The sequence below is a fragment of the Bacillus pacificus genome (assembly GCF_020861345.1).
GTDB lineage: Bacteria > Bacillota > Bacilli > Bacillales > Bacillaceae_G > Bacillus_A > Bacillus_A pacificus.
The window spans coordinates 2,832,164-2,844,550 of the sequence record NZ_CP086328.1 but is presented as its reverse complement, the minus strand read 5'-3'; the positions used below and the strand labels follow the sequence as shown (position 1 = coordinate 2,844,550).

Sequence of the window (12,387 nt, the reverse complement as noted above, 5' to 3'; positions counted from 1 at the left end):
AATCTACATTGGGTATTTAGAAGGAGAGAGTTTACATGATAGAAAGTAAAGTTGTAGATTCTATACCAATTTTGAATGAGAATGATTGTCAAATATGGTGGGGAAGGATTTCGGATTTACAATCATGGCATTACAATTTACTAAATGATGTTGAACGAGAAAAAGCAAATTCATATCATCATTCGGCAGATCGTGCCCGTTTTATAATAGGCTGTGTAATTAGTAGATTAGTTCTAGGTAAAATGCTTTCTATGTCGCCAATTCAAGTTCCAATTAATCGAATGTGCCCAGTATGTAAGCTACAACATGGTAGACCACAATTACCAGAGGGGATGCCGCAGTTATCTGTTTCGCATTCGGGTGAGTGGGTTGTTGTTGCATTTACAAAGTCTGCACCTGTAGGCGTTGATGTTGAACAAATGAATCCAAATGTTGATGTTATGAAAATGGCAGAAGGCGTATTAACCGACATTGAAATAGCGCAAGTTATGAAATTACCTAATGAACAAAAAATAGAAGGTTTTTTAACATATTGGACTAGAAAGGAAGCTGTGCTCAAGGCGACAGGTGAAGGTCTAATGATTCCACCAGTGGATATTACTATATCAGCTCCAAATGATTCTCCAAACTTGTTAGTTTTTAAGGATAGACAAGAGTTAGTAAAAAATACAGTGATGAGAGATTTAAGGCCAAGTGTAGATTATATGGCTTCAATTGCAATATTTAGTAAAGAAGTCACCGAAATCATACAGCTGGATGCAGTAGCGCTTTTAAATTATAAATAAGTTTAATAAAATATTTTATAGAAGAGGTGTTCCTCATGCTAGTAGCGGAAAATAGAACAAATGAATTCACTTATCATGTACAAGCAATTAAAAATATTTTATTTTCTGGAGATACATCATCTATTCATGCTTTAGAAAAGTTATTGAATGCTACAGTTCAGTTTGATGTTCTAGAACAAGAGGTGCTGGATAGACAGTATATCCCGAAAGAAGCAAAGAGTTTCTTTGATAAAAACGGAACATTTCTTTACCGTGTATCCAATATTAGTTATAAAGGAAAAGTATTATCTGAAAATCTCATTTTTGCGGATACCTCGTTTTTACCAAATACAATAAAGAGGGAGCTAGAGAGTGGAAACATTCCAGTTGAAAAACTTATAGAGAAGATGGAAGTAAGAAGGAACGTATTATATGAAGGATATCAGCCTTCTGGGAATATTATTGAATTGTTCGATGGATGCTCTGTTTCGGCGCATGTGTATCCAACAAGAAAATATCAAATTGTAAGTAACTGCAGATGCATATTTTATATTTGCGAGGTGTATCATGCAGAAAATATAAAGCAATTACTAAATTAAAACAAGAAACCAGCCTATAAAATGGCTGGTTTCTTGTTTATTTCACAGCTTCTTTTAACTCTTTACCTGCTTTAAATGCAGGAACTTTACCAGCAGCGATTTGAATTTCTTCGCCGGTTTGTGGATTACGTCCTGTACGAGCAGATCTTTCACGCACTTCAAAAGTTCCAAAGCCGATTAATTGAACTTTATCGCCAGACTGTAATGCAGTAGCAATTGTGTCAAATACAGATTGTACAGCTGCAGAAGCATCCTTTTGAGAAATATCAGCTGATTGTGCGACATTTTTAATTAATTCTGTTTTGTTCATGTTTTCACCTCATAAAAAAATTTTTTGGAATGAATGATTTAGTATAATAGATAGTAAAGATAAAGCTATTTATATTGTTAGAAAGAATGCTATATAGTTATGTTAATTTCGTTGCAAGAAACTGAATCCCTGCTAACAATTAGGGATTAATTAAGAATTGATGAATAGAAAACGCTGTAATATGAGGATGAGGGGGAGTATACGGATGATTTTTCGTGAAAAGGATGAGAAAGAAAGTATATTAATTCGTCAACATGATCATGGTTTTTTAGCTGGAGAGATTGCAAAGCATATAAAAGAAGATTTTTTTGAAGATGATACATATTTAAAAGAGACAATTGATGCAATATATGAGCATGATAGAGGATGGATAGAACTTGATAAAGTACCAATTTTGAATGATGCTAAAAATATCCCATATACATTTATGGATTGTCCAAGTTCATTACGCTTTGTCTTTTATACGATTGGTTTGAATGAAATTGAAGATTCCAATCCATACGGAGCATTACTTTGTAGTAAGCATTTTTTATCATTTCCATTAAATGAGGAAGATGAAGAGATGATGACATTTTATGCAGGTGAATTGGAACGACAAAAAAGAATATTGACAACGCTAACAAAAGAGCAATTTGTGATGTTCGATAAACATTATAGATTATTAAAGTTTTGCGATGAACTTTCTTTATATGTCTGTATGAATAAACCAGGTGTAGAAAAGAAAGATGAAATTGATTTGTTTAAAGATGGTTTTGAAGGAACAGAAATGTTTAATAGTAAAGAAGAGAAACCTATTCAAGCTGAATGGATAGATGAGGAAACTATTCGGATTACACCGTTTCCATTTCAAACGGAATTTCAGACGTATGTAAAATATAAAACGGTAAATAAATATGAAATGAAAGAAAAAGGGATTGCAAAAGTTGATAGGGAATCAGAAATAAAGAAACAAACTATTCGTTTCATACAATAAGGAGGCGATTTCGATTGAAAGAGTACATGTTAAAACAAGTGGATTACCATGCTTGGGCTAATATACGATTATTCAATCGACTAAAAGAATTACCAAAATATGATACTATTTTTACTGAACAGATGCAGAGTGCATTTCCATCAATCAAGGATACGTTTGCCCATATTTATATTACAGATCAAGTGTGGTTACACATATTGCATGGTAAAAGTATGAATGAAGCAATACAAGGCCGAGAAGAATTACGAAAACAAATGGAAAACAAATCGTTACATGAATTAGAAAAAATGTTTGAAAACATGGCAAATCAATATAAAGACTTTTTAAGTACAATACAAGATGTGAATGCTGTATTTGTTATCGAGAATCCATATGTAGGAAAATTAGAAACTTCAATTTTAGAGTTAGTACAACATGTTGTAAATCATGGTACATATCATAGAGGAAATATAACAGCGATGATCCGTCAACTTGGTCATTCGTCGACAATGATGGATTTTGTTCTGTATTTACATATGGTTAAAAAGCAGGGAGAGTAATATAGTTTATAAGAAGGAGAGGGAGAGGCTTTAGTTGTGGAAGTCTCTCCTTCTATTTTAGTAGATCAACTGATTAAAGTTTTACTTTATTTCTTAAGAAGCTTTATTTTCTTGTAATTGCTTCGCATATTGTACAGCCTTATATGCATTGACTCTACCGTTTTTCCAGTACGTACCTGTACCACTAATTTTATCAGAAGTTGACTCAATAATTTGGCGAATTTGTGTATTGCTATATCCTTGATTTGCTAAAAGAGCAGCGACTCCTGCAACGTGAGGTGTTGCCATAGATGTACCACTTAATGATTGATACGTGCTTCCTTTATAAGTAGAATATATATTTGATCCTGGAGCTGCAACATCTACCCAGCTACCATAAGTAGAGAATGAAGATTTTTTATCTGATTGATCTGTAGAAGCGACTGAAATAACTTCGTTGTAATAAGCAGGGTAATTAGCTTTTGTGTTTCCAGCATTCCCAGCAGCTGCAACAATAACAGAGCCTTTATTCCAAGCATATTGTACAGCTTGTTGTAATGCAGTACCACCATTTGGAGCACCTAAACTTAAACTAATTACTTTTGCACCTGAATCTGCAGCTTCTCTAATACCTTGGGCAACAGCGTCAAGAGTACCACTTCCTTGACTGTCTAATACACGAACAGCATAAATCGATGCTTGTGGTGCAACACCAGCTATTCCGACGCCATTATTCGTAAGTGCCCCAGTAATTCCTGCACAGTGTGTACCGTGTCCATTGCCATCATCAGAGATATTGTCATTATCAACATAATCATATCCGTAAATAACTTTAGAAGCTAAATCGGGATGTGATCCTTGAACTCCTGTATCAATAATAGCCACTTTTACACCAGAATCGCTTCTTTGACTATCCCAAGCTTGCGGGGCTTGAATTTTTTGTAATCCGTATTGATTATTAAAATAAGGATCGTTCGGAGTCCAAAATGCATGAACGTAATAGTTAGGCTCCGCATATTCTACATCTGGATTATTTTTATAACTTTTTATTTTTTCTTTTACAGTACCTTTTGAAAATTGTACGACTTCAAAACCTAACTTATCATCTTTAGATAAGACATTAGCTCCGACAGATTTATGAAAAGATTGCACATTACTTAAAGATGCATTTTGTTTGAACTTAACGATTAATTGGTTAGGAACGTAATCAGTAGATGATGTTTCAGCACTTGAAGTATTCGTGTTAAAGAAGAAACCACCAATAATAAATGATAAAACAGATAGGAAAACAATGATTTTGTTTTTCAAAAGATTTTTCCTCCCTTTTCTTGGATGAGTTTTTCAGCGACACTTTAATGTCGCATTCCTTTTCAACTATATAGTTAGACCATACGATTTATGACATTTATGTGAAAAACTTTTAGTGGAATAAAAAAGAGAAAGATTTATATAAATATATTTTTAATGATATTTACTGAGTAAGAAAACGAAAAAAGGAATGCTCATTATGTATGAGTCATTCCTTTTTTTAGATTAACTTGCTTGTTTTTTATGGTTTTCTTTCAATTTCTCTGCTTGTAAAAAGCGATTCGTTTCAGCAACAACAATACCACTTAACCCAATAAGACCAATTAAGTTTGGAATCGCCATAAGTCCATTTGCAATATCCGCAAATGTCCATACGATGCCTAATTTTAAATTCGCACCAATAGCAATCATGACAATAAAGATTGCTTTATAATATTTAACGGCATTTTCTCCAAATAAATAAGCTACACATTTCTCACCGTAATACGACCAGCCTAAAATAGTAGAGTAGGCGAATAAAATAATGGCGATACCAAGAATCATACTACCAGCAGTACCGAATACAGATTGGAACGCAAGTGTTGTAGCTTCAACCCCAGTTTTACCAGACTTCCATGCGCCTGTAGTAATTAAAACTAGTCCTGTAATTGTACATACAATAAACGTATCTAGAAAAGTACCAGTCATTGAAACTAAAGCTTGCTTTGCAGGGGAATCAGTTTTTGCAGCCGCCGCGGCAATAGGGGCACTCCCTAAACCAGCTTCGTTTGCAAATACGCCGCGCGCCATTCCAATTTGAATAGCTGATGCAACTGTTGCACCGATAAAACCACCAGCAGCTGCAGTACCATTAAACGCACCAGAAAAAATAAGTGAAAATGCTTCAGGAATTTGATCGTAGTGATAGAAAATAATGATAAGACCAGCAATGATATAAAAGAAAGCTTTAATAGGAACAACATATCCTGTTACTTTCCCGATTTTTTTTACACCGCCTAAAATAACGATAGCGATTAAAAATGACATTACTATACCAGTTAAAGCAGGAGGGAAAGAGAAATTAATTCGCATTGCCTCTGCAACTGAATTAGATTGCACCATATTCCCGATACCGAAAGAAGCAGTTGTACCGAATATAGCAAATAAAACTGCAAGCCATTTCTTACCTAAACCACGTTCTAAATAGTACATTGGCCCACCTGAATATTCACCATTTTCATTACTAACACGGTATTTCACCGCAAGAATTGCTTCGGCATATTTTGTTGCCATACCGAATAAAGCAGTAATCCACATCCAAAAGATTGCACCAGGCCCACCAATCGTCACAGCAGTTGCAACACCAGCTATATTTCCCATACCGATCGTTGCCGCCATAGCTGTCATAAGTGCTTGGAAGTGGCTAATATCTCCGGAGGAAGATGTATCTTCTGATTTTTTAAAAGCTAGTTTGTGAGCGTATAATAGTTTACTAAACTGTAAACCTTTTAAACGCACTGTGAGAATGATACCAGTACCAACGAGTAACAACAACGTTGGTAATCCCCACACATAGTGATTGATTTGTTCTAATACTTTACTTACTGTCTCCATCTTTATTCTCCTTTTTTAGAAAAAATAAAAACCACTTCAAGTAAATGAAATGGTCTCTGGAGAAACAAGGGATAGAAAAATAAACCGATACAAATCGGCATTTTCTTTCGCTTGTCTCTGTCCTTTTACCTGAGAGATTATCCGCTATAGTAGCGGATTTGCTCCTTCGGTGCTCGTTTTCCTCTACGCTATATAAAGCGAGAGGGAGTCTCTCCAGAGATTCGTCCCCATGCAGTTCTACTTGTAAACAAGACCTGAGAGTTTCAAAGTCGGTTAACAACTTTTTGCCCCGTCGGTAGATCAATAGACCTTCTCCTGAATGGTTCATCCGAATTATAAAATTAATAACCTATACGCATTGAATGTGTATAAGATCAATAAAAATATTATAGATATACAATTAGTGAAATGCAATCATTTTTTATTTTAAAATAGTAAAGAATTCTATTTTTTCGAAAGTCCTAATTTCTCTTCAACTTCAGTTAAAGTAGATAAAGCAATAACAATATGTTGATCCGCAAGCCCTAAAGCATGTTTCGTATTTTCAATTGTTGCACTGTTTAGAGTAGAGTTAGTGGCTCCATCTATAATTAAATCTGCCGCGTTTTTCATAAATTTAGAAGCAGCCTTAAATTCAGTTGTGAAATAAAGAAGTTGTTCTTGTATTTGTACTTCCGATATATTTTCTTTAATTTTCAAAATGTCTATTTCATTCATAATGTTTTCATATTGTTTGGAAACAGCATTCATTGTAACTAATAGTTTATCTCTGTCTACTGAATCACCGTTCGTGTTAATCTCTTCCCAGGCAGGCAACCAATCCTTTTCGATGATATCATTATAATTAGTAGTCAATTCATTAATTTTAGGCTGTAATTTTGTTTTGAAAGTTTTTGTATCCGCTGTTTCTACAAGGGCTTTTTCGGTGTTATTTTTACCATTCGTAACGTAGAAAATTGTACCGAAAATGATGAGAATAGAAATAACAACTGTCCATTTAGTAAAAAGTAATTTTTGCAATATGTAACGCCTCCAAAATTTAAAAACTTATAATTATAATATATAACAATAATGTTGTTTAAAGTAGAGAAAATAGGTTAGAAATGATTTAAATTATATCTTTTCTATACACGGAGGGTGATTATAAAAATATTATGTGAACTAATTATTGTGAGAAGAAGATAAATTATATGCTAAAGGGGAAATTAAAAATGTTACTAAAAACAATCTATTGTAAAGTAGAAGAAGAGAAAAAAGAGTTATTTTCAATGGCACAAGAAAAATGGCGTGATATACAGCATCTAGATGGATTTCATTGGCAATTTGGTGGATGGAATGAAGATGAGGCGTGTGTATTTACTTTATGGGAAGATAAAAGTGCATATCAATCATTTATGAATGGTGCCCACGATACAATTTATTTAAATAGTAATCAAGAGGATACGTTTCTTTCATGTGAAATTGAATTATTTCAAACTTTGTATGATATAACTGATAAGCCTCTGAAAGACGTTGTTACAGAGGGATCATTCGTAAGAGTTGCTATATGTGATATTAAAGTGGAAAAAGAAAAGTATTTTTTACATAAACAAGAAACAATTTGGAATAAAGGGATGGAAAAAGCAAAAGGAATGTTAGCTGGCGTTGTTGGGAAGTCTTTAAAAAATGAAAATCATTACATAGTGTTAACTTATTGGAAAGATGGAATGGCGCATCAAAATTATGTAGAAGAGATTTTCCCTGAGTTGTATAAACTAGCTAATATTCATGAAGATATAGAAGATATAAGAGGTAAACAAGCTATATGTAAGGAAGAATGGCTTGTATATTAAGCACAGAAAAAGTGCATAAATGAATGTATAATAAAGATAATTTCTTATAAACAAGAAATTAATAGAAGACGTTATATACCCTTTCATGTTAATATATTTAAGTTATAATAGGAGGCTTACCCTTTTGTATTGTACGGTAGAAGCAGTGTGAGCTTGAAATTTTTTTAGAAAAGGATGTGCCTAATTTGCGTATCAATAAATTTATTAGTGAAGCTGGAAAAGCGTCTCGACGCGGAGCAGATAAATTAATTAATGAGAGAAGAGTAATTATTAACGGTAAGGTTGCAAAAATTGGTGACCAAGTGAATCCAGGTGATGATGTACGCGTAAATGGAGAGCAACTTCGTATTGCTCGAGATCACGTATATATCGCTTTAAATAAACCAGTAGGTATTACATGTACAAGTGAAAAATCAGTAAAAGGTAATATTATCGATTTAGTGAATCACCCTTTACGAATTAGCCATATTGGACGTCTTGATAAAGACTCAGATGGTTTAATTTTGTTAACGAATGATGGTGATATCGTTAATGAAATTTTACGTGCTGAAAACAAACATGAGAAAGAATATATCGTTTCAGTAGATAAGCCAATTACACCTGATTTCTTAGAAAAAATGGCAGCGGGTGTTAAAATTCTAGGTACAAAAACACTTCCTTGTGAGATCACACAGTTATCAAAATATGAGTTCAAAATTATTTTAACACAAGGGTTGAATCGCCAAATTCGTCGTATGTGTGAAGCTTTAGGTTATCAAGTATACACGTTAAAACGTACGAGAATTATGAATATCGAATTGAATAATTTACCTGTTGGACAGTGGAGAGATTTAACGAAGAAAGAGAAACGACGTCTATTTGCAGACTTAAATTACGAACCACAAGATTGGTAAAATTGAGAAGGAGAAACCAAAAACATTTTTTGGTTTCTTTTTTTATTAAATAAAAAATCTTTTCCAAACACTTGCAAAAATAAAATGAATAAGATATAGTAAATAACAATTAATGGATGTATTTAAAAAAAGCAAAGAAAAGGACACGAGTTATTTTCCCCGGTTATACAGAGAAGGAAGGAAAGCTGAGAACTTCCTAACGCAGAAAAATAACTTACCACCTTAGAGCTGCACTGGGGAAACGAAGTATCTAGTGCCGTGTAAGCGACGTTATCGCAAAAGAAGCCATTATGTTTTTTGTAATGGGAATCTGGGTGGAACCACGAATATAAGCATATTCGTCCCTAATTTTTAGGGATGAATATGCTTTTTTGCATTCAATTTCATAATAAGCGAAGAAAAGGACACGAGTTATTTTCCCCGGTTATACAGAGAAGGAAGGAAAGCTGAGAACTTCCTAACGCAGAAAAATAACTTACCACCTTAGAGCTGCACTGGGGAAATGAAGTATCTAGTGCCGTGTAAACGACGTTACCGTAAATGAAGCCATTATGTTTTTTATGATGGGAATCTGGGTGGAACCACGGGTATAAGCACGCTCGTCCCTATTTTAGGGATGAGTGTGCTTTTTATTATGAAATGGAGAGATGAAAAATGAAAGAACAAATGATTGAAATTAAATTTCCAGATGGTAGTGTGAAAGAATTTGTAAAAGGAATTACTTTAGAAGAAATTGCGGGATCCATTAGCAATAGTTTAAAAAAGAAAGCAGTTGCGGGGAAAGTAAATGATGGGTTATATGATTTACGCCGAAATATTGAAGAAAATGCGGAAGTAGAAATCATTACTATAGATTCAGATGAAGGTGTAGAAATTGCAAGACACTCCGCGGCACATATTTTAGCGCAAGCTGTAAAAAGATTGTATGGTGATATAAATCTTGGAGTAGGGCCTGTTATTGAAAATGGATTTTATTATGATATGGATCTTCCAAGTAGTGTAAACATAGAAGATTTACGGAAAATCGAAAAAGAAATGAAAAAAATCATAAATGAAAATATAAAGATAGAACGAGTTGAGGTTTCTCGAGAAGAAGCAGCTAAACTGTTTCAAGAAATGAATGACCGTTTGAAATTAGAACTTTTAGAAGCAATTCCTAGTGGGAAAAGTGTAACACTATATAAACAAGGTGAATTTGTAGATTTATGTAGAGGACCACATTTACCATCTACAGGTTATTTGAAAGCATTTCAATTAACTCACGTTTCCGGTGCATATTGGCGAGGTGATAGTAATAACCAAGTGCTTCAGCGCATATATGGTGTTGCGTTCGCTTCTCAAAAAGAATTAGAAGAGTATTTACATTTCGTTGAAGAAGCAGCAAAAAGAAATCATCGTAAATTAGGTAGTGAGCTTGAGTTATTTATGTTTTCTGAAGAGGCTCCGGGAATGCCGTTTTATTTACCGAAAGGTCAAATTATCCGAAATGAGTTAGAAGCATTTTTAAGAGAAATTCAAAAAGAGTATAAGTATCAAGAAGTACGTACTCCGTTTATGATGAACCAAGAGTTGTGGGAGAAATCAGGACACTGGGGACATTACAAGGACAACATGTATTTCTCAGAAGTAGATAATAAGAGCTTTGCATTAAAGCCAATGAACTGTCCTGGTCATATGTTAATGTTCAAAAATAAATTACACTCTTATCGCGAATTGCCAATCCGTATGTGTGAGTTCGGTCAAGTGCATCGACATGAATTTAGCGGTGCATTAAATGGACTATTAAGAGTTCGTACTTTTTGCCAAGATGATGCTCATTTATTTGTAACTCCAGAACAAATTGAAGATGAAATTAAATCCGTAATGGCGCAAATTGATTACGTATATAAAACTTTTGGATTCCAGTATGAAGTAGAGCTTTCTACACGTCCAGAAGATTCAATGGGCGATGATAAGTTGTGGGAACAAGCAGAATCGGCGTTAGCAAATGTATTACATTCATTGAATTATAAATATAGACTAAATGAAGGTGACGGTGCATTTTACGGACCAAAAATTGACTTCCATATTAAAGATGCTTTAAATAGAAGTCACCAGTGCGGAACAATCCAGCTTGATTTCCAAATGCCAGAGAAATTTGATTTAAATTATATAGATGAGAAGAATGAAAAGAAAAGACCAGTTGTCATTCATAGGGCAGTATTAGGATCTTTAGATCGTTTCTTAGCAATATTAATTGAGCACTTTGGAGGTGCATTCCCGGCATGGGTGGCGCCAGTTCAAGTGAAGGTCATTCCAGTTTCGAATGCAGTCCATGTACAATACGCAGATGAGGTTGCGGATAAATTAGCACAAGCTGGTGTTCGTGTCGAACGAGATGTACGAGATGAAAAATTAGGATATAAAATTAGAGAAGCACAAATGCAAAAAATTCCTTATGTACTTGTTATTGGGGATAAGGAACTGGAGAACGGAGCTGTGAATGTACGTAAATATGGAGGAGAGAAGTCAGAAGTTGTTGCGCTAGATGTATTTGTCTCAAGTATTGAAGAGGAAATAAAGAATAGAGGATATTGAGTGTAAAGAAAACACACCATTAAAAATTGGTGTGTTTTCTTGTTTACCTTACAAAAATGTAAGGTAAATGTAAGCGAAATCGAAGGAACGAGTTGTAGAAAGATGAGAATATGAAGTAGGAAATAGGTTCATGTTATCTGTATAACCTTTTTAGTTAGAATAATTAAAAAATATTAAGAATTTACATGAGAAAAAGATAAGAAATGTGTGAGAAATTAAATTTATACAAAAGGGATGGAGTGAAAGAGATGTCAACAAATGTAGTTACTGTAGAAAGTGTAGAAAAAACGTATGGGAAAAGAAATGAGAATCAGTCAAAAGCATTAAGGGGTGTGTCATTAAATATTAAAGAAGGGGAATTTGTCGGGATTATGGGTCCTTCTGGATCTGGAAAAACAACTTTATTGAATGTGATTAGTACATTGGATCAAGCGACAGGTGGTAGTGTGACAATAGCTGGTACAAATATTACTTCTATGAAGGGGAATGCATTATCAGATTTTCGATCTCAAAAATTAGGGTTCATCTTTCAAGATTTTAACTTACTAGAAAACTTATCAATTTATGAAAATATTGCTTTACCACTTTCTCTGCAAGGTGTACCTTCAAGTGAGATTACTGGAAAGGTAAATGAGGTGGCGAAGAAATTAGGAATTACTGAAATTTTAACAAAATATCCAACTGCTGTTTCTGGTGGGCAAAAGCAAAGAACAGCGGCAGCTCGAGCTTTAGTACATAATCCAGCAATCGTTTTAGCAGATGAACCGACAGGAGCGCTTGATAGTAAAAATGCAAAAAGCTTATTAGAAGCGATGCAAGATTTACATGAAAATCACAATGTAAGTATTTTGATGGTAACACACGATGCATTTAGTGCAAGTTATTGTGAGCGTATATTATTTATTCAAGATGGTCTTCTATATAAAGAGTTAAAGCGTCAAGGAACGCGAGAAGATTTCTATCAAGATATATTAGGTGTGCTTGCTCATATGGGCTCAGCTGCAGAGTCTAAGTAGGGGG

At 34.1% G+C, this 12,387-nt stretch carries 12 protein-coding genes, 1 riboswitch and 2 other annotated features; of the genes, 8 read left to right on the top strand and 4 right to left on the bottom strand.

Going from position 1 to position 12,387, the window contains the following annotated elements; genetic code table 11:
* Positions 1-35: 35 nt before the first annotated feature.
* Positions 36-785: a 4'-phosphopantetheinyl transferase Sfp gene (gene sfp, locus LMD38_RS14945; RefSeq protein ID WP_227585644.1), complete on the top strand. Its 750-nt coding sequence runs from the start codon at positions 36-38 to the stop codon at positions 783-785.
* A 35-nt stretch (positions 786-820) separates the two neighbouring features.
* Positions 821-1,363 carry a hypothetical protein gene (locus tag LMD38_RS14940; protein ID WP_062822463.1) on the top strand — a complete coding sequence of 181 codons (543 nt, stop codon included), beginning with the start codon at positions 821-823 and terminating at the stop codon, positions 1,361-1,363.
* A gap of 37 nt (positions 1,364-1,400) precedes the next feature.
* Here the strand turns inward: LMD38_RS14940 and LMD38_RS14935 are convergent, their stop codons facing one another.
* Positions 1,401-1,673 (bottom strand): HU family DNA-binding protein, encoded by a 273-nt coding sequence (locus tag LMD38_RS14935; RefSeq protein WP_001043907.1) that lies wholly within the window; start codon positions 1,671-1,673, stop codon positions 1,401-1,403.
* A gap of 205 nt (positions 1,674-1,878) precedes the next feature.
* Here LMD38_RS14935 and LMD38_RS14930 point away from each other — a divergent pair, with 205 nt between their 5' ends.
* Positions 1,879-2,646 carry a DUF3891 family protein gene (locus LMD38_RS14930; protein WP_016717441.1) on the top strand — a complete coding sequence of 256 codons (768 nt, stop codon included), beginning with the start codon at positions 1,879-1,881 and terminating at the stop codon, positions 2,644-2,646.
* Between the two features lie 14 nt (positions 2,647-2,660).
* Positions 2,661-3,185, top strand: coding sequence for a DinB family protein (locus tag LMD38_RS14925; RefSeq protein ID WP_016717442.1), 525 nt, complete (start codon positions 2,661-2,663; stop codon positions 3,183-3,185).
* Positions 3,186-3,278: 93 nt separating this feature from the next.
* Here the strand turns inward: LMD38_RS14925 and LMD38_RS14920 are convergent, their stop codons facing one another.
* The 3 genes from LMD38_RS14920 to LMD38_RS14910 form a co-directional block, all read right to left on the bottom strand.
* The gene (locus tag LMD38_RS14920; protein WP_016717443.1) at positions 3,279-4,472 is read right to left on the bottom strand and encodes a S8 family peptidase; all 1,194 of its coding nucleotides are present in this window, start codon (positions 4,470-4,472) and stop codon (positions 3,279-3,281) included.
* Positions 4,473-4,697: 225 nt separating this feature from the next.
* Entirely contained in the window at positions 4,698-6,065 is a 1,368-nt protein-coding gene (locus LMD38_RS14915; RefSeq protein ID WP_061182859.1) for an alanine/glycine:cation symporter family protein, read from the bottom strand.
* Positions 6,066-6,172: 107 nt separating this feature from the next.
* Positions 6,173-6,292, bottom strand: a riboswitch (glycine riboswitch).
* Positions 6,293-6,509: 217 nt separating this feature from the next.
* Complete coding sequence (locus tag LMD38_RS14910) at positions 6,510-7,085, bottom strand: hypothetical protein (protein ID WP_061182860.1); 576 nt, start codon at positions 7,083-7,085, stop codon at positions 6,510-6,512.
* A gap of 191 nt (positions 7,086-7,276) precedes the next feature.
* On the opposite strand from LMD38_RS14910, the gene LMD38_RS14905 reads away from it, so the two are divergent.
* The 4 genes from LMD38_RS14905 to LMD38_RS14890 all read left to right on the top strand — a co-directional run bounded on the left by LMD38_RS14905 (position 7,277) and on the right by LMD38_RS14890 (position 12,383).
* Positions 7,277-7,897, top strand: coding sequence for a YdbC family protein (locus LMD38_RS14905; protein ID WP_062822462.1), 621 nt, complete (start codon positions 7,277-7,279; stop codon positions 7,895-7,897).
* A gap of 185 nt (positions 7,898-8,082) precedes the next feature.
* Positions 8,083-8,790: a 23S rRNA pseudouridine(2604) synthase RluF gene (gene rluF, locus LMD38_RS14900; RefSeq protein ID WP_001222167.1), complete on the top strand. Its 708-nt coding sequence runs from the start codon at positions 8,083-8,085 to the stop codon at positions 8,788-8,790.
* 125 nt (positions 8,791-8,915) lie between these two features.
* Positions 8,916-9,139, top strand: a binding site (T-box leader).
* A 37-nt stretch (positions 9,140-9,176) separates the two neighbouring features.
* Positions 9,177-9,400 (top strand) — a binding site (T-box leader).
* 44 nt (positions 9,401-9,444) lie between these two features.
* Positions 9,445-11,367 carry a threonine--tRNA ligase gene (gene thrS / locus LMD38_RS14895; protein ID WP_061182862.1) on the top strand — a complete coding sequence of 641 codons (1,923 nt, stop codon included), beginning with the start codon at positions 9,445-9,447 and terminating at the stop codon, positions 11,365-11,367.
* Between the two features lie 248 nt (positions 11,368-11,615).
* Entirely contained in the window at positions 11,616-12,383 is a 768-nt protein-coding gene (locus tag LMD38_RS14890; RefSeq protein WP_000106418.1) for an ABC transporter ATP-binding protein, read from the top strand.
* Positions 12,384-12,387 lie beyond the last annotated feature (4 nt).